General features: G+C 43.5%; 16 protein-coding genes. 6 read left to right on the top strand and 10 right to left on the bottom strand.

All coding sequences use genetic code 11. The annotated features are described in order from the left end of the window. Window positions 1-12: 12 nt before the first annotated feature. On the bottom strand, window positions 13-2,013 hold the full coding sequence (locus HGG78_RS12310; RefSeq protein WP_172533045.1) for an alkyl/aryl-sulfatase: 2,001 nt from the start codon (window positions 2,011-2,013) through the stop codon (window positions 13-15). 231 nt (window positions 2,014-2,244) lie between these two features. Between HGG78_RS12310 and HGG78_RS12305 the strand changes: the two genes are divergently transcribed. Continuing rightward, complete coding sequence (locus tag HGG78_RS12305) at window positions 2,245-2,853, top strand: 2OG-Fe(II) oxygenase (protein WP_053311742.1); 609 nt, start codon at window positions 2,245-2,247, stop codon at window positions 2,851-2,853. 74 nt (window positions 2,854-2,927) lie between these two features. On the opposite strand, the gene HGG78_RS12300 is transcribed toward HGG78_RS12305, so the two are convergent. The 3 genes from HGG78_RS12300 to HGG78_RS12290 all read right to left on the bottom strand — a co-directional run bounded on the left by HGG78_RS12300 (window position 2,928) and on the right by HGG78_RS12290 (window position 5,914). Continuing rightward, window positions 2,928-3,173, bottom strand: coding sequence for a Rho-binding antiterminator (locus tag HGG78_RS12300; protein WP_172533044.1), 246 nt, complete (start codon window positions 3,171-3,173; stop codon window positions 2,928-2,930). Window positions 3,174-3,188: 15 nt separating this feature from the next. After that, on the bottom strand, window positions 3,189-3,710 hold the full coding sequence (gene speG / locus HGG78_RS12295; RefSeq protein WP_172533043.1) for a spermidine N1-acetyltransferase: 522 nt from the start codon (window positions 3,708-3,710) through the stop codon (window positions 3,189-3,191). 167 nt (window positions 3,711-3,877) lie between these two features. Next, on the bottom strand, window positions 3,878-5,914 hold the full coding sequence (locus tag HGG78_RS12290; RefSeq protein WP_172533042.1) for a methyl-accepting chemotaxis protein: 2,037 nt from the start codon (window positions 5,912-5,914) through the stop codon (window positions 3,878-3,880). 185 nt (window positions 5,915-6,099) lie between these two features. Here HGG78_RS12290 and HGG78_RS12285 point away from each other — a divergent pair, with 185 nt between their 5' ends. Beyond that, the gene (locus HGG78_RS12285; protein ID WP_172533041.1) at window positions 6,100-6,240 is read left to right on the top strand and encodes a hypothetical protein; all 141 of its coding nucleotides are present in this window, start codon (window positions 6,100-6,102) and stop codon (window positions 6,238-6,240) included. On the opposite strand, the gene HGG78_RS12280 is transcribed toward HGG78_RS12285, so the two are convergent. Then, a complete protein-coding gene (locus HGG78_RS12280) occupies window positions 6,237-7,652 on the bottom strand; it encodes an aminotransferase-like domain-containing protein (protein ID WP_172533040.1) in 1,416 nt (471 codons plus the stop codon). The genes HGG78_RS12285 and HGG78_RS12280 overlap by 4 nt on opposite strands. Before the next feature lie 97 nt (window positions 7,653-7,749). Here HGG78_RS12280 and HGG78_RS12275 point away from each other — a divergent pair, with 97 nt between their 5' ends. Then, entirely contained in the window at window positions 7,750-8,649 is a 900-nt protein-coding gene (locus HGG78_RS12275) for a DMT family transporter (RefSeq protein WP_172533039.1), read from the top strand. Window positions 8,650-8,764: 115 nt separating this feature from the next. Here the strand turns inward: HGG78_RS12275 and HGG78_RS12270 are convergent, their stop codons facing one another. From HGG78_RS12270 to HGG78_RS12260, 3 genes are all read right to left on the bottom strand, one after another. After that, window positions 8,765-11,149: a VolA/Pla-1 family phospholipase gene (locus HGG78_RS12270; protein ID WP_172533038.1), complete on the bottom strand. Its 2,385-nt coding sequence runs from the start codon at window positions 11,147-11,149 to the stop codon at window positions 8,765-8,767. 14 nt (window positions 11,150-11,163) lie between these two features. Beyond that, complete coding sequence (locus HGG78_RS12265; protein WP_053311723.1) at window positions 11,164-12,405, bottom strand: outer membrane protein transport protein; 1,242 nt, start codon at window positions 12,403-12,405, stop codon at window positions 11,164-11,166. A 355-nt stretch (window positions 12,406-12,760) separates the two neighbouring features. Further along, window positions 12,761-14,812 (bottom strand): alpha-amylase, encoded by a 2,052-nt coding sequence (locus tag HGG78_RS12260; RefSeq protein WP_172533037.1) that lies wholly within the window; start codon window positions 14,810-14,812, stop codon window positions 12,761-12,763. 244 nt (window positions 14,813-15,056) lie between these two features. On the opposite strand from HGG78_RS12260, the gene HGG78_RS12255 reads away from it, so the two are divergent. Next, entirely contained in the window at window positions 15,057-15,599 is a 543-nt protein-coding gene (locus tag HGG78_RS12255; RefSeq protein WP_172533036.1) for a hypothetical protein, read from the top strand. Here the strand turns inward: HGG78_RS12255 and HGG78_RS12250 are convergent. Further along, window positions 15,574-15,987, bottom strand: coding sequence for an XRE family transcriptional regulator (locus HGG78_RS12250; RefSeq protein WP_172533035.1), 414 nt, complete (start codon window positions 15,985-15,987; stop codon window positions 15,574-15,576). The genes HGG78_RS12255 and HGG78_RS12250 overlap by 26 nt on opposite strands. A 97-nt stretch (window positions 15,988-16,084) precedes the next feature. On the opposite strand from HGG78_RS12250, the gene HGG78_RS12245 reads away from it, so the two are divergent. Next, window positions 16,085-16,993 (top strand): aldo/keto reductase, encoded by a 909-nt coding sequence (locus tag HGG78_RS12245; RefSeq protein ID WP_172533034.1) that lies wholly within the window; start codon window positions 16,085-16,087, stop codon window positions 16,991-16,993. Between the two features lie 99 nt (window positions 16,994-17,092). On the opposite strand, the gene HGG78_RS12240 is transcribed toward HGG78_RS12245, so the two are convergent. Beyond that, window positions 17,093-18,688, bottom strand: coding sequence for an EAL domain-containing protein (locus HGG78_RS12240; protein WP_254068210.1), 1,596 nt, complete (start codon window positions 18,686-18,688; stop codon window positions 17,093-17,095). 381 nt (window positions 18,689-19,069) lie between these two features. On the opposite strand from HGG78_RS12240, the gene HGG78_RS12235 reads away from it, so the two are divergent. Further along, window positions 19,070-21,267, top strand: a 2,198-nt coding sequence (locus tag HGG78_RS12235) for a retention module-containing protein (RefSeq protein WP_172533033.1), incomplete at its 3' end; no start/stop codon positions are given.

Here is a 21,267-nt window from a genome sequence, read left to right as displayed (position 1 = left end):
GCGTAATTTAAATCAAGGTGTTACAATGCCGAAATTGCTGTCGAACGTGTCAAGGATACTAATAAATTTGTCAAACTTCGTCTGGTCTGAGACAGTGAATTTACCGCCTTTTACCGCGTCTGGTAACGACGTTTTGCCTGCCAGAAGCTGAACAAAGGTCTCATGTGAGAAGCTTAACGTAATATCAGCTTGGTCAAATTGACGATTTTGATAAGTTTTTAATACCGCGTTTGATAGCTTCAATGCATATTGACCATTTGTCGTTTGATCATCACCTTTCACTTTGATGTTAACCGTCATATTCATGTCACTAGCAAGGTCTGGTTTTACCCTCACCGCTAATGATTCTAATACAGAATATACTGGCATATTGGCAACAATCGCTGTTGTATCTGGGGTCGCCGCTGGTGTGAAGCCGTGGCGTAGTTCTTTAGCGCCGATCAGGTAGTAATTACGCCAAGGGCCAGATTCGGCTTGGTAGCCCAGTTGTTCCATAGCATCAGCTTCTAAGTAGCGAGCGTCCATATTCTCTGGGTTTGAAAATGTCACGTTGTTCAGCAAGGTGGCAGCCCAGCGGTACTCACCATTTTTAATCGCTTGTTTGGCGATTTCGATAACCTTATCTTCACCACCAATGGCTTCAACGTATTTTGCTCCTTGCTCCGATGGTGTGAGTGGGTTTAAGTTGGCTGGGTTGCCGTCCCACCATGCGCCGAAATAAAAGTCATAAGTGGCACGAGCGTTGTGCGACACTGTGCCGTAGTAACCACGGTTATACCAAGCTTTATCAAGTGATTCTGGCAGCGTGATGGATGCTGAAATTTCGTTAGGTGTGTAACCTTGGTTGGCTAAACGTAGCGTTTGGTCGTGAACAAATTTGTACATATCACGTGTTTTTTCAAGCTGCTCGGTGATGTTGTTCGTTCCCCAGGTCGGCCAGTGGTGAGAACCAATCATCACATCAGACTTAGCTGCAAACATTTCCAGTGATTCATCTACATAAGCCGCCCATGCATTGGCATCACGAGTTCGTGCACCGCGTAATGTGGAGATGTTATGAATGGTATGAGTCATCACTTCCGATGCCATTAAGACTCGGTATTTAGGGAAGTAGAAGATAAACTCTGAAGGCGCTTCAGAACCATTTGCCATTTGGAATTCGACCTCAACACCATCAATTTGATGAATTTCACCCGTATCCAAAACTTCCATAGTCTGCTCTACAATGCCTGGTTTACCAGTCGACGTTGTTTTACCCAAACCCCCATCCACTTTACCAGTAGGACCTGCGTCGACCATGTTGCCATACATATAGCTAGCACGACGACTCATGGCATTACCCGCTAGTACGTTTTCTGAAATTGAATGTTCAAAGAAATCTTTTGGAGCAATAACGGGAATCTTACCGCTTTCAATATCTTTCTTATTCGTGACTCCCCAAATACCGCCAAAGTGGTCTATATGAGAATGAGTAAATACTACCGCTGAAACTGGTGCATCTTCAACGTGTTGACGTAACAGGTCAATCCCCGCTTTAGCGGTTTCTTCCGACAGCAGAGGGTCTATTACTATCCAACCGTGCTCACCGCGGACAAAGGTCATCACAGACAAATCGAAGCCACGGATTTGGTATATATCCTCTTTAACCTTGAATAAACCATGCTGATTATTGAGTTTAGCCATGCGTTGTAAAGAAGGGTTAATGGTATCAATGTTGTGGTCGGTATTTACAAAATCGAACTTAGTAAAATCCCATACAACATTGCCGTTTTTGTCTTTAATCGTACTTTCTGGCCATGTGGCGATAAAACCGCGAGTCGCATCATTAAAATCCTTGGTATTGGCAAAGTCTAAATAACTCGCCACTTGATCATTTTTTTCGATGGTAAATTCGCTGGCTGGTTTCACGCTAGGGCTCGGTATCACTAATGTACTGGCTGAATGTGAGCTTGTGCCCGCAACGGCTAGTGTGCTGATGACAGCAAAAGATAAGGGAAGGAGTCGTAGGTTCATGGTTGCCTCACTATGGTCTAGATTCAATACAATGTAGGTGCTGAGCATCATAGTGAAGAGTTAGGTATTAAATCATTATAGATATATCGCTATCTAATATTTATTTTGTAAATATCGGTTGTGGTACGAGGCTTCCACAAATTTGCTTTGTCTTAAGCATCGAAAGCTAGATTTGTCGTTATGGCTGGTGGCCGTTATAACCACAGCACTTTTGCTGTGTGTAGAGAAAACATGTCGTTAGATAATTTGATGGACGCCATTGCTGACCAAGGTTGGTATGTATGGGATGACTTTTTAAACCCAGAGCAAGTACAAAACCTGCGTAGTTGTATGCCACAGTCATGGCAAGGGGCGCGTATTGGTCGACACGAAGCTTTACAGCGTGAAGTAGAGATTCGTAGTGATAAAATTCAATGGCTGGAAGAGGGTATGGGCCAGCCAGTGCAAGATTATTTAGAGCGTATGGAGCAAATTCGCCGAGAGGTGAATCGTCATTTTTTTCTCGGTCTGTTTGAGTATGAAGCTCATTTTGCCAAATATGAGCAAGGGGCGTTCTACCAAAAGCATTTAGATGCCTTTCAAGGTAATGAAAGCCGCAAATTGACGACCGTGTTTTACATGAATGAGCATTGGAGCGAAGAAGATGCCGGTGAGTTGGCGATGTATGATCTCAACGATACCCACCTTGCAACGCTTGCTCCGCTATCTGGTCGTTTACTGGTGTTTTTATCGGAACGTTTTCCACATGAAGTGCTACCAACCAAAGCCGAACGTGTCAGTATTGCTGGGTGGTTTCGAGTCAATGGTGTGACCGATAACAAGTTAGATATTGCAATTTAGAATTGCCAGATACTGCGTGGCTTTATTGAAGTTATGCAGTACCGGGCAACCTCTAAAATTTAGGCGGATTTGGTTCAGGTAAATTCAACAATCGTAAAGTGAGGATGCTCACTCAGCGCTTCCATCATCAGCAAGCTATCTGTTGCTAACAGATATTCACCTTGTGCATTTTTCAGTTGAATACATTCTTGTTTGTGCTCGTTACGTAAGGTGTCCACGGCGATGCCGGAATACGTTACCCCACTTTTTAGAGTGAGCTTTACAGGCAAATGGAACAAGCATGCAAGTTCAATATAGTCGTATTGACTGCAAGCAATCATCGTATACTCCTAATGTTAGACCGTTCGATTGAGATACTCATTTTGCAAAATGTACATGCGTTTTACATCTCGGTACTGACCATTGATAAAGAACTCTTGTACTAAATGTCCTTCTTCAATAAAACCTGCTTTTTCATAAAGATGAATTGCTTTTTCATTCTCGGTGGCAACGTGCAGATAAATTTTGTGCAGGTTTAAAATAGTGAAAGAGTAGTCGAGTGCTTTGTTAATTAAGGTTTCAGCAAACCCTTTGCCTTGGTGCTCTGGGGTGATGATGATCTGAAACTCGCCGCTACGATGAATGTAATCAATTTCAATTAATTCGACTAGACCAATCAATTCTCGGCTTTCATTTTCAACTACAAATCGACGCTCGGCATTATCGTGAATATGTTTGTTGTACAGCTCTTCCAGCTCATCAAAAGATTCATACGGCTCTTCAAACCAATAAGACATGATATTGCGGTTGTTGTTGAGATTATGGATAAAACGTAAGTCACCGCGTTCCAACGCTCTTAAAAATAATTGAGTATTCATAACAGACCTTACATTGAGCTAAGGTCTTCATCTTATTCTTCGTGTATTGCAATACAAGTACTGTAAGTGAAATTTTTAACACTTATCGTTTTTAACTTGTTGTTTTTCATTGATGTGAAAAGAATGATGTTAAAAAAGGCCAAGCAAGAATGCCTGGCCTAAATCGATTAATGGAAGAAGTCGACTTGCTGCTTTAAGGCGGCTGCTTGTTGTTGTAATTGCGTTGCGCTTTGAGAGGTTTGCGCGCTGGTATTACGACTTTGGGCGTTTAGCTCACTAATTTCTGTCGCACTTGCGGCGACTTCTTGTGACACTTGCGCTTGTTCTTCGGCCGTTGCTGCAATCGTATCTGCCTGTGATGCGATTTCACGGACTTGATCGGCGATCGATTCCAATGCCGTTCCAGCGTCTTGTGCGCTATCTAAGACGCTATTTGCATTGGCTTGGCTTTGGCTCATCAGGTTCACAGCATTACCTGTAGAATTTTTAAGCTTTTCAATGATCGCTACCACATCTTTAACGGATGTTTGAGTACGATGTGCCAGCGTTCGCACTTCGTCTGCCACGACAGCAAAACCACGCCCTTGTTCACCTGCACGCGCTGCTTCAATGGCGGCATTTAGTGCTAATAAGTTGGTTTGCTCTGCAATTTCATCAATCATCCGCGTGACGGTTTGAATGCTCTCACTGTCTTTGTTGACCTGTTCAATCGCTTGAGCTGAACGTTCGAGCTGATCATTAAGCTGTGCAACATCAATACAAACCGTCTCCACAACATTCAGACCTGATTGAGTGTCTTGATTCGCATGGCGAACATTTTCGGCAATCGACTCAACCTGTTCTGCGACTGCTTTGGCAGAGGTTGCCATCTCTTCTATAGCGGTAACAACATGCTCAACTTGCTGTTGCTGAACGTCGGCTTGTGCCAAGTTATTGTTAGCATCTTGAGAGACATTATTGGATTGAGCACTCACGTTATCACTGGTTGAGCGTATTTCACCGACCAGTTTATTAAGTTGCTGTGCCATGTGTGCAACACCGTTATTTAAGCGTGTAATTTCGTTGTGTGATTGAGTATCGCCAGCGGCAATTTTCAGGCTGACTTCACCTTTGCCCAAACGCTCCATATAACCTGTTAGCGTTGTTAATGGCTGGATAGTTTTGTTTAAGAATAGGGTCACAATAAGGAAAGTAGCGCCACCAACCAATAGTGAAATAATCACAATCAATTGGAGCAGATCATTACTGGCCTTTGTCACTTCGCTAATGAATGTGCCACCAAGTAACTTCCAATTCCAACCCGGAACTTCAGTAAATACCAAGTATTTTTCACCTACGGTATCATTATATTTGTACGGGTAACGAATCAAGCCACTTTGTTGTTCAAAAATAGCCGTGAAAGGTTTGTTCCCTTCATAGTCCGGTACTTCAATGATTGATGGGCTATTTTCGTTATTGGTTGGATGGAGTAAATACTTACCTAGATTATCTTCTCGGTTATCGACCACTATGGTGTAGCCGCTATCACCCCATGTCACTTGCTTTAAGCTATCAAACAGATCATGAGTGGCATCTTCAACTGGTAAGCCGATAAATGAGATCGCATTGGTTTTGCCAGCTTTGTCTTTAACTGGCGCGTAATAGGTAATGTATTTCTTACCAAATAAAGTCACTTGATCGTAATAAGGCTGACCACTCATTAATTTTTGATACCCAGGGTGGTTATTGCCCAATGCGGTACCAACTGCGCGGTTTCCATTTGGATCTTTCAAAGAGGTTGATATACGCACCCATTCATTGCCCGCAGGTGCAAATATGGTTGCAACAGCTCCGGTATCACGCGTGAAGCTATCCACCAATTTTGTGTCATTAACTAGGCTGTCACCGTACTGAGTGATGTTACGAATTTGTCGACCAGCAAATTCTACGGTGTAGTCTTCAACGTAAAGGCCAGCTAAGTAACCATTTTGAAAAGTAGATTCAAGAATTTTGGTGGTTTCTAAGTAAGCGTCAAATTGTCCGGCAATGGTTTTTGCTATTGCTTCCACTTTCGATTGGTGCTCTTTTAACGTCGATTCAAGCAGTAACTGGGAGGCATTGCGATACACCAATGCAGCGATACTGGAGAAAGCGATAAGCAAGCAAAGCGTGATAACTAACTTTAGTTGAAAGCCGACACTGCTATTTTTGTAGCGATTAATCATGTGGTTACCTGTATTAGGAGCTTTTATTATTGTACGTATGGTTGTGTTGTTCACAAAATTCGGTCATTACTCTAACAAATAAGTTAGCGATGTGGTGTTGATTTGAGTTAATGATTTTTAATTTAATTATTGGCGGGGTGAATGAGATGTATGGGGGTTGACTTGAGCCGGAGAAGGAAAGTTCAGTGTCAGATATTGTCATGCTGGCACTGCCACCAATATCACTTAAACCACCATCGGCGTTCAAAGCCTGTTTGGGAAAAACAGCAACGTGTAATCAAGCGGAGTTGGTGAGTAAAGTCATCCTCGGTTTAACGTTGAACTAATGTAACTTTATGATGAGCTGAGCCAGTTTTATTATACTTTCCCGCCATTCTACAGTGTCTTCAAAATTGGCGGTACTGAAGCGTACGCAGTGTTGATATTGTCCCTGTGTTGCAAATAGATTGCCTGGCAGGAGGCTGATTTTTTGTTTAATACACTGCTGATAAAGCTGAAAGCTGTCGATAGAGTGGGGTAGTGTGAGCCAGCATAAAAATGAGCCTTCAGGGCGACTTAAATGAAACTGATCTTGTAGAGAAGGATATTTATTTAACTCGTTTGTCAGTAATTTCGCAAAGCGTTGTTGGTTTTGCTGATAAGTTCTGCGCATTTTGTTCAAGTGTTGACGGTATTTGCCACTAGACAGAAACTCCGCAACTGCCGATTGCATCAAGTTCAAGCTGCCCATGTTTTCGCTCAGCAGTGATTTTTCTATTTGAACCTGATATTTCCCCGCAATAATCCAACCGATTCTTAGCCGAGAATCTAATGTTTTTGAGAGTGAGTTGATATAAATAACGCGATCTTGATCATCAAGCATTTTTAGGCTGGGCAGGGGGACGCCAAAGTACAGGCTACCAAAGACATCATCTTCAATTATCGGTACGCCGTCACTCACTGCTAGCAGCTGTTTACGAGCTTCGATAGGCATTAAAGAACCCGTTGGATTATTAAAATTCGGGGTGACTAGAATTGCTTTTATTGGCCATTGAGATAAAGCCAGCTCAAGGGCATCGATATCTATACCTAGTGCATTATGGCTCGGAATTTCAATCACCTTTAATCCTAAAGACTCGAGTAATAGCAAGGTGCCAAAGTAGCAAGGTGATTCTACCGCGACAATGTCACCAGATTGAGTCAAAGCGCGAAACGCAAGACTGATCGCTTGCTGTCCTCCATGAGTAACCGCAATTTCTTGTGATTTGACATTAATGCCTAAATCTTGCGAGATCTTTAGCAGTTGTTTTATTAGCTCACTGTTACCTGGTGGGAGTTGGTAATGGCTAGGAATATGAGTTTGCATGCGACTATGGCGACCAATTTCTGCATACAGACTGCGAATTGCTGTTCCTTGGGTATTAGGGTGCGCGGACCCTGCGGGCATTCTATGTTTAACCGTTGGTTGTACCAAAATTGACTTTGACATGGATAACAAATCCACACTATTAGGTTGCGATAGATTGCTTTCAACAGTGGTGCTAGTTTGCTGTACACGATATCCAGAACGAGGCTGTGAATAGAGTAAACCAATGGCCTCTAATGCTTGATAGGCTCGAATCACCGTATTTTTGCTGACCGATAATTGTTGCGAAAGTTGCCGAATGGACGGTAATTTATCGTGCGCTTGAAATAGCCCATCTTCAATGACTTGTCTGAGATATCGCTCTACGCCATCGTATTTGTATTCAACTTTCATTCTGTACCCATAAAAACATCAAAGTCTGTGCCTTTCTTGTCATCCTGTACCTAAATAAAGTAGCAGTATTGAGTCGCTTATGGCTAGGAGATTTGTCATGTTAATAAGGTTAATCCCGTTTCTATTCGTTGTGTTATGGGCATCTGGATTTGTGGGGGCTCGATTTGGTCTCGCTTATGCCGAGCCTGCCACGTTACTTACTCTGCGAATGGTTGCAAACGTTGCGCTATTTTGGGGGTTAGTTGTGCTGCTCAAGCGTCGTATTCCACAAGGTCGCCATTTCTGGCATTCGTGTGTGAGTGGCGTGTTGATTCATGGCTGTTATCTCGGTGGAACTTATCAGGCTATTTTTTGGGGAATGCCTGCCGGTTTAAGCTCGCTATTGGTGGGAATACAGCCAATTTTAACTGCTTTATTACTAGTGGTGATGAGCTCCGAGCGTTTTAATATTGCTCAGTGGCTAGGGTTGGCTTTGGGTTTTACAGGTATCAGTTTAGTCTTGATGGGTAATATAGAATGGCAGTCAGAACACTATAAATGGTTCGCGATTAGTTTATGTTTGTTGTCATTGTTGGGTATTACACTTGGCACTTTGTACCAGAAAAAGTTTTGCCAGGGCATTGATATGGTTGGCAGTGCTACGGTGCAATACTTGGCAGCTCTGTTCCTGTTTCTTCCTTGGGCATTGAGCTTTGAAACTATGCAAGTTCAATGGACTTCAACCTTCATCATGACCCTTGCCTGGCTTGTGGTTGTGTTGTCGTGTATCTCGATTTTATTATTGCTGTATATGGTTGAGCACGGTGCTGCTTCTAGCGTGGCATCGGTTTTTTATCTTGTGCCGCCAACAACTGCCATTCAGGCGTGGCTTGCTTTTGGAGAGTCATTTGATTGGCTGGGTGTGGCTGGTTTTTGCCTCGCGGCTATTGCTATATATTTAGTGGTTAAAAAGCCTAATATAGCTATCAAACGTTTTAAAACCGCATTGGAACCTTAATTGAACATCGTCATATTTGGAGTTAAGTGATGATTCAGATGGATGTGTAGTGAAAACGAAAAAGCTCCCTCGCGGGAGCTTAGTTTGTATAGCCTACATAAGGTCTATTTTCAGTTTACTCAAGTACAGCCGTGTTACTAATGCCCGCTAAACTATTGTCAGCCATAAAGTCCACAATATCACTTATCATCTCAGTATGAATTGCGGTATCTGAACCTCCAGTATCTTGCGGGAAAATAAAGGTGCTATGTACCCCAACCGATGAAAAGTTGATGAAATCTTTTGTATTCGTGATGCTGCCAGAGTTTGAACTGTTAATCGTTGTTAAACCTAGCTTGGTTGCCAGCGGTTCACTGCCTGCAAACGGTGCATTTGCGACCATGTTTGGAACGGTTGAATCACCATTCACTTGCAAAGCGTAGGTAGGCAAACTCGAGTTAATAAAACTTGCGTTAGTGAATGGATCGACAGTATCTAACAGCGTTTGTGCTGCGTAGGCAAATTGACTGAAACCAGCATTGACAGTGACTTTTTGGTCGGCGGTCGCGAGTGAGTCAAACAAGTTATAGCACTGTTCATCAGAAAGAGAGGCGCATTGAAGTGCAGCAAAATTACGGTAATCAAGGCTCGCAGAGCTGGCAATGTTGTGCTTGATCAACGGACCAAACGCCTCTGAGCCCAGCAATAAGTTGGCGATTTGACCACCAGAATTGGCCGTGCTCAATGAAGAATACGCGTAAACGGCATCGGCCATACCACCATCAAGCGTCCTATTAGCGGCAGCGACTGCTGGTACACCAACAACACCACCCAAAGAATGACCAAGAAAACGTGGTGGATTAGCTATGGCATCTGTACTTTCTAGCATGCTATTTTTTAATGATTCCTTAATTTCACGCGAATAATTCAGCGCAAAAGTCAGGCTCATAATGTCGAGTTCACTTTGACGAACATTATCGCGCGCAACGGCTAGGTTACTTAAGTTGAGATAGGCGGTGACATCTGCATTGGCAGAGCGCGTGCTGTCTAGGCTGCGTGAACCGTGCAAAGGCAAATCAATCGCAAGAACAGCGATGCCATTGGCTGCTAAATTGGCCGCAAAGAAATAGGCATTTTCTTTGGCTGACGTAATGCCATGTTGGTAAATAACCACTGGCCAATCAGCTGCCGCATTTGATGGGGTAAATAGCAGGAGATTAACCGATTCTAACGACTTAATTTTCGGTATTGGATTGTAACGCGTGATGTATCGATTTGGATCTAATGCCGAACCATCAGACTTAGTAAGATCCATTCCTACTAGTTTCAATTGCTCTGTTGTGCTTGATGCTAAAACACTGGTGTCAATTCCAGCTGCAATTAATTGCGAGGCAATGGTTGTTTTTTCGGTATCATCAGACAGGGCTTGTGAAATCAAAGCTAAGCTTGGCATTGCCGATTCAAAGGGTTGACTGTTCCAGGTAGTCCCTTTTTCTAAATAATAAGGCAACTGTACTGTCCCTTTACTAACATAGACTCCACTCGCGCCGAATTTGCTATTTAGTAGTGTTTTGATTACGCCACTAGAATCAAAATAAGTGGTGAAATTGGTGTCGGCGTTCAAAGCATCGGTGTAGGTGCTTGGGCTATTCATGACCATAGTATAAGCTGATGACAGGTCAATATTATTTGGGTTGGCACTGCCTTTCCATACTTGCCCAATATCAAGGTTCTGATTAGCTATTGCAGCAGGTAAAGCAGAAGCTGTTGCCCCTTTTACCGCAAATAAGGTGTCCCCGACTGATTGAGTGGTAAACCAGGTCGAATAGATAATTTTAGTGCTGTCGACTCCGGTAGCTTGGAACAAGGCTTCAACCCCTTGTGTGACTTTTTGAACCGTTGCTAAGCTGCCTTCGGTATAGATTTTTTTCGATGATTTCAGCGCTGCATAACTGCTTGAGGTACCGACTGGGTCTCCATTTTCATCGCTGACCGCTTCCGTAATCGCGAGAATGTATTCCGAGCTTGGGTTTAAGTCACTCTTCATCACAATGCTCAACGTATCTGTTTGAGCGCTCGAATAGACCGTAAAATGAGTTCCATTAGTCAAAATGGTTTTTGGTGTTGGAGAGCCAGTCATGCTGTCGGATAGCTCAATGAGATAGACTCCAGACGTGACAATACCATCGGTCAAACCGGTTCCCTCAAAATTCATAATCAGTGGCATTGATGTTGACCATCCATCCATAGTACCCATCGCAGCGATAGGGTTGGTTAAGGCATCATTACCACCAGTTGGGATTTCAAGCGTACCGTCACTGGCGTTCATTAACGCAAAGGAAGGCACTGGTACGCTGGCGTTTGAGCCCTGTAAGGTAAATTTTATTTTGGTATCACGCGCTAATGCGTCTTGAATGTATGACTCGTATTGGGTTTCATGGGTTGTGCTCGATGAATCATCACCACAGCCAGCAAGTAGCAGGGCGCTGCAAAGGACAGATAAAGCGATTCCGTGTTTCATAATGTGCTCCGCGCTTAGAAGGTGTAGTTAATTTGGACAGAACTAATGTAGGCGTTACCTTGCGAATTGAACTTCAAGGTTTCGCTCAGAGCATTAGTTTCTTCAAAGGAGCCATCTTTACTTTGTACGTAGGCAAAGCCAGCATCAAGAGAAAGGTCGGGATTAAAGAGATAGGTTAGACCGAGGGAGTACCAGTTACGGTCACTATCTGGAATACTCAGTGTCGCTTTACCTGCCTGCTCGTCGTAAGCAAAACCAACGCGACCAATTAAACTGGTAGAGAACTGATAAGTACCGCCGATTGACCAACGTCCATTGTCTTCATAGTGTTCTTGTTTATAAAAACATTGGTTTACTACTCCGTCGTTGCAATCGGGAGAAGTCGCTTTTAGTTCGGAGAATGTGCTCCAGTCGGTGCGTTGGTAGCTGTAGTGTAATGCAAAGGCTTCGGTGATTTGGTGGAAACCAGATAATTCCCAAATGGCAGGTAAACTGATTTCAAGACGCCCAGTGACCATAGAGCTGCTGGTTATTCCACTGTCGTAACTTTTAAATTCACCATCGTCGAAATCGAGATCAACTTTTGAGCGATAACCAAAACCAAATCGATGGTCTTGATTTATTTCATACATCGCGCCGATATTCCAACCAAAACCAAAGGTATCGCCTTCTAACGAAATTAATTTGTCTGTAATGCTCCCACCTAAAAATGGAGCCAATGCACCTTTATGACGAGTCAGTTCCGCTTGTGCATAGACCAAGTTCAACCCCGCCCCAATACTAAACTGATCGTTAATGCGATATGCCACCGCAGGGTTCAAGTTGACTGTCACTAATGAGGTATCCCCGGCTAAGTCACCAGCTTGAATATCATCTGGATAATCGGTCGCGACGCCATACGTTGTAAACATACCAATTCCCCATGACCACTTATCGTTGATCGGGCTGAGATAATAAGCCGCAGGTACAACTTGCATCGGTGCTACGTCAGTGGCTTGTTCACCATTAGTGGTATCCCAGACATCAACGTTTGGATCTACAAGGGTCACTGCTCCTGAAAATTGCGCACGATCAAAAAGGGTCATAGCAGAAGGGTTTCGCGCAATGACAGATGCATTGTCAGCGACAGCGGCTTCACCAGAAAAAGCTCTGCCAAGGCCAGATGCTGAGTGTTCCGCAACTTGAAATCCAGCCGAATGTACATTAAACGCCGTCAAGATTGACAGCGCGAGTAGAGAGCGGGGTTTGATGATCATTCTCGACCTCCTAAGGCCTTTTTATAATTATTTCGTTGTATTTATATTGCACAATTCGATGTTAAATTTGTGTTATATAAATGTCAAAGAAAATAGTGATTTAAATGCCAAAAGGATCGAATGTTAGTTTCTAACTAATTGTAATTCAAGGTAAATTTAACCATTCATGGTATGACCAGTATGGTTTTGTTGGGTAGGTTGAACAAGGGGATTAGATGAGGCTAATATAAATATTCTGTCAGTAATTGATTGAAATTATTGAAGTTGGTGATGTTGAGGTTTTGATTTAGTGAGTTAGGCAAAGAGCGGGAATGGAGGTAGCCTGAAGCTTGCCCAGGCTACCTTAACTGAGTGATTATCGACCAACAAAAGCAACAACGACTTTGTCGTTATTTAACGTTCTTGAAAACACGTAGGCGCCTGGTTGTTTAATTTCTTTATGCAAACCGGCACCAATAGCAGGGTGGGCTTGGCGGAATTGGCCCACTGTTTGCCAATGGTTTAACAACGATTGTCGCTGAGTATCCAACTGCCACATCATGTCGGAACGTGTTCCTTGATGAAAGTCATCAGCGTAAGGGCCCACTTGTCTTGCGACTTCATCACCATAATAAATTTGTACTGCACCGGGTGAAAGTAGTAATGCGTTAGCAGCATTACGTTGCATTTCAAATGATTTGAAGCGACCAAAAAACAGCTCAGTATCATGGGAAGACATGTAACTGACGGGGTTAAAGTCCGGATGCAGAGTCAGTGTTTTTGCGTAGTCGCGGTATACCATCTCCATTTGACTAAAGCATGCAGCCCCTTTATCCAGCTTTTTCTGCATATCGAAGTTGATCAGTGCATCAAATCCATCGTCAAAGTAAGGGCTACGGTAGGCTGAATGCCCCCATACTTCACCCATCATCCAGAAAGGTTGCCCTGATTTCCCATTAGCCTCTCGCCATTGCTCTAGGCTACGCGATGCTTCTTTCTTTAAGCGTTGCCAGACCTCTCCTTCAACGTGCTTTACCGTATCCACCCGGTAGCCATCAATACCAAAACGCTTAACCCAGTCGGTTTGCCACTCAATTAAATAATCTGCCACGCTGTAGTTATCGCGTGCGACAACTCGCGTTCCTGGGTTACGCAGCAACCATTGGGGCGGTGTGACTGCGGTAGTTGATTCGGTTTTGAAATCAGGTAAACCAGCTAACGTCATAGTAATATCACTAGAGCCTGGTTTTGAATAACCAGGCAAGCCGGCACGGACCCAGTCCGCTCCCCACCATTGTGACCAGTTTTGGCTTTGATAGTCGATAGACTGATTATAACTGTGCCAGTTTTGACCAGATTGAGGTGCCCAATCTGCCCATTTTTTTGGTAAATCTTGGCTATTAACGACATCAATGCTATCGAATTGCAGGTCGGCGAGTGTAGCGTAACCAGAATGGTTGATGACGGCATCGATTAAGATTTTTATGCCGCGTTTATGTGCTTCGGTGACGAGTGTTTTTAGATCTTCATCTTGGCCGAAGTTCTGATCAATTTTGGTGAAATCACGAGTCCAGTAACCGTGGTAGGCATAAAATGGAAAGGAGCCACTATCGCCCCCACCGACAAAACCGTGTACTTGCTCGACGATAGGCGAAAGCCAAATGGCATCGGTTCCTAAGCTTTTTATGTAGTCGAGTTTTTCAATGACACCTTTTAAATCGCCACCGTGAAAGGTTCCTACTTCATCGTTACCGTCTTTTTTTCGCCCATAACTATTGTCGTTGCTGGTATCGGCATTGTTGAACCTATCTACCATAACGAAATAAATATTTGCGTTGCGATAGGTGAACGGCTGCGCTTCATCAGAGCGATTGATTGGCTCTAGTAGCACCAAGCCACCACTGTTTTGTGAAGGTAAAAGTGTCACCTTGCCATCTTTAACCACAACTTTTTGGTTAGTGAAGCTCTCTTTTAATTCAGTACCATCGGCGAAGGTTTTTCCGAGTTCTAGCGTGACTTCACCACCTTGGTATTGCTCGCAAGTTACCGCCGGAATGGGTCTTTTAAACTCTTTTTTGGTCGATTTTTTCGCTTGGCGAACAAAAGTCAGCGTATGTTGTGCTTGGTCGTAGTTAAAGGCGTAATCCCCCGTGAAGCGAATTTTTAGCGGTAATTCAGTGGGGGAGCCACAATTTAAGGCAACGGGAGTATTGAATTTGATCTTTTGATCATTCGGCGCAACGCAATTACCCTCAAGGCCGGTTATTTTGAGTGTGTAACTGTCTTTGGTCAGTGGAATAACTAATGGCTGTTGGGCGTCGAGTGGAAAATCACGGCTGTTGGTGGTGGTAGATATGGTCAGATTGGGTGAGGCAAAAACGGCAGGCGCAGCTGCGCATAACGCTAGGGCTAAAGTGGTGAGTTTCATGCTCTATCCTTGGTCTTGTACTCGTTGATGTTCAGTTGTTTTTATTTTTTGAATCGCTGTAGGGCGAGGTTACTCGACCTTGAGGATAAAGCCTGGATATGGCGATGACATCATTCTTCAGCCTAAGCCCCAAGAGTTTGCTATCGATCACAATTCACTGATTGGGGGCGTAGACGTTCGGTTGTTGCTTTTGCTTTAAACTCAAGTGAAACTGATGACTATCAATAAGATAAGGAGAGTTTACATGCGCGTTATCGTGCTGCTGTGCGTGATCTGGTCATGTTGGGTATCGGCTAATGTACCTGATTTTATCCTCCCCTTTGTTGAGCAAAATACACATCCATTGACCCAGTCAGAGCTGACTCAGCGCAATGATATGGTTGAATGTGGTGATGAGCATAGAGCGCCAATTTATTGCAGTGATGTAGTTGAGTACTACAAAACTTCCGCGTGGGCAGAGCTTGAGATCACTAACAGCGAAGTTAGCTCGGTGCGGATGCATATTGATTTTAGCCGTATGGCCTACAGTGATTTACAACTGAACTTAAGACGCGATGGTTTTCAACTGACGCAAGTTATGATCGGTGATCAATATTTTTCAGTGCAAGAACAGTTAACAAAACATTCAGTGCCAGAGGTTGATAAAGCGTTAGTTTTATTTTTGAATCAAACGCCGACGATTTTTCCTCAACAGCAGCAGTGGCAGAAGGGAAACAACATTGCACAATTGGTGACAGATGGGCAAGCCATCAGCCTTGTTTTTACTCATTCGGAGTCAACTCTTTAGGCTGGCGGTTTAAAAATGTCACCATAGCGGCGTGATCTAAAAAGCCATCTGCCTTTTTGTGGCTACGTAAATATTGATAACCCGAGATGATTTTACGCTGTCTTTCTTGCTCTTCTTGGCTTAATTGATGTCCTGTAATGGTTTGATACGCTAGGATAAAGGCGTCCATATCTACGACTTCAGCTTGACGATATAAATACCCGCAGCCAGTGGCGAGCCATTCAAGTGAGCAGTTGGCTCGCATCGCAATTTGATTCGCTTTGGATAAGCTTGGTTCACTGCCTTTAAGGTATTTTCGAATTAACCCTTCTGATAATTCAACGCGGCGAGCAAAGCCACTGATGCTTTCTTCGCCAATTAATTCTTGTAAACGTGTAGAAAAACTCACAACTTCGTACTCCAGTTCGAACTTCTGTAGTCTATCCGTTGAGCCATACAACAAACAAGCTTAGGATGATGTCAGTTGAGAGAAAAGGAGACAACCAATGGTTGCTAAAGTAACAATTGCGCCTCAAGGGCCAGATTTTTCCGAGCTCGTTCAAGGGTATTGGCGTTTAGGTGAATGGGGCATGACGCCACAGCAGCGTTTGACGTTCTTAAAACAGCATTTAGAGCTAGGGATTACCACCGTTGACCACGCGGATATTTATGGTAGCTACCAATGTGAAACATTGTTTGGTGAAGCCTTGGCTCTTGAGCCTTCATTGCGTGAACAGATGCAGATCGTCACCAAGTGTGACATCAACTTATGTGGAGACAGAACTCCACAACGTAAGATCAATCATTACGATACTAGCTCTGCGCATATCTATCAGTCAGTGAATAACTCGCTTGAGCGTTTAGGTGTCAGTGAAATTGACGTGCTACTGATTCATCGTCCTGATGTTTTGATGGAGGCTGATGAAGTCGCCGAAGCATTTTCTGAACTGCACAAAGTGGGTAAAGTGAAACACTTTGGTGTCTCAAACTTTAGTCCTCGCCAGTTTGAATTGCTTCAGTCTCGCCTAGGTAAACCACTGGTGACCAACCAAGTGGAAATTAACCCATTGAATTTTGAAGTGGCGCATGATGGCACTTTGGATCAACTGCAAATGAACCGCACTCGACCAATGGCGTGGTCATGTCTTGGCGGTGGTAGCATATTCAGTGGTGATACTGAACAAGCAAAACGTGTACGCGAAGAATTAGAAGCGATTCGACTAGAAATTGGCGCTCAAAGTATCGACCAAGTGATTTTTGCTTGGGTGCGTCGTTTACCTTCAAAGCCGTTACCAATTATCGGTTCAGGCAAAATAGAACGCGTACAAGCGGCGATTGCAGCACTGGAGTTTGAATTAACTCGTGAGCAATGGTATCGAGTCTGGGTAGCCTCAAAAGGTCATGGTGTGCCATAGAGTGGCGGCTAGTCTCTATTGCTAAAAAGAGAAATATCTAAATGGAAGAGCCAGCATGAAAACTGGCTCTTTTTTTATTGATGTCTGTGTTTGCAAGGCCTAGCCATGGATCATCGCAGGGGCAAGTTGAAATTTGGCAAAGGACTGCGCAGGAATAGGCTCTGAGTAGTGAAAGCCTTGGATATAACGGACACCGAGTTGTTCGAGTGCGAGCGCTTGCTTTTGATTTTCGACGCCCTCTGCGATAAGGCGCATATTGAGATGTTTTGCTAGCTTAATCATCGACACCAGTACGGGAGTAATCGCTGAATTCTGGTGCAGGCTTTTAATAAAAACTTGATCAATTTTGATGGTGTCGAAAGCATGTTGATGGATAAAGTTTAAGCCAGAATAACCAGTACCAAAGTCATCAACAGCGATTTTAAAACCAAGTTGTTTTAATAGGGCCAAATTATCGATCGCTTGTTCTAATTCTTCTGCGCTGAAATTATTATCTTCTGTTATCTCAAGCAAAAGTTGAGGAACAATATTTGCGTGTTTCTCTGCGTATCCAACCATGTGTTCAATGAAGTCTATATCCACTATCAATAGTCGACTGATATTGATACTAATATATTGTGCATGAAGATAGCTTGAGTGCTGTTCAACAAACTCAGTGACCAAGTCTAGTACACGGTAGGTAATTTGATGGATGACCCCGATACGCTCAGCTAAAGGAATAAAAATGGTTGGTGAAATATAGCCTTGTGAAGGTTCATTCCAACGCATTAAAGCCTCGCAGCCAACAATTTTATTTTCAGATATATCTACGATAGGTTGCAGGTACAGCTCTAATTGATGGTTGGATATAGCCTCTTTCAGAGAGACTGCCAAGGTATTTCTACTGAGGTAATAATTGTACCAACCAAGATAAAGTAAAGAGAGCACACTCGAGACGAGTAAAACAAGCCATAAACGCTGGGTGAAATGGTATAAGTATGAACCAGTGTTAAGATGAATTTGAATGGAAAGAGGATAGTATTCTGATTGAAACAGGAAAATGCGTAGAGCCGAATTCATCGAACCTTGCTCGCTATGTATACTTTGGCTTAACACTTCAACTTGATAGCCGTAATGCTGCGCTGCCAAATCGGGGGCCACTAAGTCCATAAACTGTTCGGGAGGCATTAGCGCATTGATACCGCTCATATCTGGTTGAGAGGCATAAACGAAAAAAGTGAGCTCTTTATTACGCGACTGAGCCAAAGAAATCGTAGTATTACTCGGTGACTCTTTGAGCCTGTCTGTAATGTTTTTATAGAAATGTATGGTTGAAGGCCCTTCTTGGCTTGTACAAAAAATAGTGCCTTGTGCACTGTACATGCCCACTTCTTTTATCAATTTTGAACGAAACGTATAACTTCGTAAGGCGAGTACGTCTTCTCGATGGCAATGGGGTGAAACTGAAGTTCCGAGCTGATTCAGTTCACTCGATGTCTGATTGATATAATTTTCGAGCCGCTGTATAGCTTGCTCTCCAAAATATGCCGCTTGATGGTTTGTGTCGTAGAAGTTTTGAATAACAGCAAAAATAAACACCAACAAAAAAATCAACAAGATCGGGATAAAGGTGTTTATGCGCGCAGAAAGTTTTGCTTTGATAGCTCGAATGCAATTCATTGGACTGTCATAACTAGACACAAAGACAGTACTCATAAAATTTCGCCAATTAACGGATGATTGTTCTGTTGTGCACTATAAGTAATTAATCTATCAACGTAACCTATTACTTTGTCTTATTTTTAAGAAATCTGGTGGGAAGATCATGCATTTATGTACTCCAAAATAAGCACAATCACTTACCAGCCTTAACTAACGCTGTATTACGGACGTATACTATACTCTATACCGCTATGGCGACATGTTGCTAATTGAGGTATTTTGCGTTGTGTTTGTGATGGCTATCGTTATTTTTTACTACAAAAGTTCTAGAGACAAATTAAGCCTAAAACACGAAGAACAACTAAAATAAAAGTAACAATTGATGGTTTATTGTGCAGTTTGCGCATGCTTGATGAGATGTATCTGGGGGTTTTTATGGATTTTCAAGTGATTAATCAACCTGTGTCGGTGACGGAAGTTGTTGGTGAGGTTATCGCTGTCGATAGTAAAGGTAATGCTCGTCTGTTAAATGACGGAGATTATTTAAACAAAGGCGAAATTTTAATTACGATTAACCACTCCTCCGTGGCTGTTATGGTTTTCGGCGAACTTAAAGTGATCGATCAAAACTGTGTCGCCTGTCTTGGAGAACCACCGCAAGGCGCTGACCCTTCATCTGCATTAACTTCATTTCCGATTGAAGGTGCGATCAATGCTGATCTTTCATTAATTGAAAATACTAACTTTGATGCTGACAATATTGCCGCGATTCAGCAAGCTATTTTAGACGGGCAAGATCCAACCCAAATCTTAGAAGCAACGGCTGCTGGTGCTGGTGGTCAGGGCTCGGCGAATGCTGGCTTTATTAGTATTGATTACAATTTTACGGAAGTCTTGGCGCGTACATTTTTTGAAACTCAAGGCTCTACTGTTGAAGAACAATCTACCGATGACGAACTGGGTCAATTGCGTTTCAGTGCTGGTGGTAATTTACTTTCAGAAGCTTTGGTTGAAGGCTCACTCTCTCAAGGTTCTTATCCACAGTCAGTAACTTCAAGCGTACTTATTGCCGCTGGAGATCTGCCATTGGATAGCGCGTCTTTTGTTCCTACACCACTTTCACTGAATGCTCTTCTCAGCGAATTAGCCGCAGACATTACCTCTTCAGGTCGACCTGTTGATTTCCGTTATGATGCAACAACAAATAGCATTATCGGTGAGCAGAATGGTAATGAAGTGCTCACTATTAATATGATCGCTACATCGGTCGGTAAAGATGTCAATTTAGAGGTCATTACAACCATCACATTGCCAATAGACCACACTCCTGAAGTCGGTGGTGGGGTAGTCTCGTTCGCTAATGACCAAATTTCCATTCAGTTTGAAATGACAGGTGTAGATTCTGGAGGAAACCCCATCCAGTCACCAATTTCAGTGTCAGTAGTTATTGGTGATGGTGATAATCCAGTCATGGTTGACGAGCCAATAGGGTCGGTTTTTGAAGATAATTTAGCCAATGTTGGTTCTGATTCCAGTGGGTCACTTAACGTTACGATCTCCGGGCTGTTTGATACTCAATTAGGCTCTGATGTTGTCGAAACTTACCAAGTCGACTTAAGTGTAAATCCATTGTCTGGTTTAACCTCGCAAGGTGTTGCCGTCGAGTTTGCGGATCCAAGCATTATTAATGGTGTATACACTTATCAAGCTTCGGCGAATGGGACTCCAATTTTTGAATTGATACTGAACCCTGATGGCAATTATCAGTTTACTTTGCAAGGGGTAATCGATCATCCAGTCGATAGCGATGAGCTATTGCTTGAGTTACCTATTTTTGCCACTGATTATGATGGTGATACTTCTCAGGTTGCACTTTTACCGATCAACATCGTCGATGATAAACCTGTGATTGTTGATTCGGTTCCACTCGATATTCATGAAGACGATCTGGTCACCGGCTCTGACAGCAGCAAAGAGCCACTGACGGCCAGCGGCACCTTCACCACCATTGAAGGGGCGGACCGAGTGGTGAGTTATCAGTTGGATACCTCGACTAACCCGATTGCGGGCTTAACCTCGCAAGGGGAATCGGTGAGCCTAGGCACGCCAACATTATCCAATGGCGCGTACACTTATCAAGCGACCACGAGCAGTGGCGCGGCGGTATTTACCTTAGTGCTCAATGCCAACGGCAGCTACAGCTTTACCCTCGAAGGACCGATTGACCATGCGGCCAGTGCCGATGAGTTATTGATGAAGTTTAGCGTGGTGGCGACCGACTTCGATGGTGATAGTTCAAGCATTGCCTTGCCAGTGACCATCTATGATGACAAGCCGAGCATTCAAGGTATTCGCACGGGTAGCCAACAAACCGTTGATGAAGATGATTTGTCGGGTATGGGCTCGGATGGCTCAGGCAGTACGACGCTGAGTGGTAATTTTGACGTTGTGGATGGGGCGGATGGCATTGTTAGCTATCAATTGACCGACTTAGTGACGCCAGTAGCCGGTTTGCAATCTGGCGGCCAGAATTTAGTGATGGTTGAAGTGTCTAACCTCAATGGCATCACAGTATATGAAGCGCAGATCCAAGGCAGCAATGAGGCGGTCTTTAGGATCACGCTCAATGGCTC

The sequence above is a fragment of the Vibrio aestuarianus genome, assembly GCF_012395185.1.
In the GTDB taxonomy this organism is placed as follows: domain Bacteria; phylum Pseudomonadota; class Gammaproteobacteria; order Enterobacterales; family Vibrionaceae; genus Vibrio; species Vibrio aestuarianus.
Note: the sequence above shows the minus strand (reverse complement) of the source record. Positions and strands in the feature narration are given on the sequence as shown.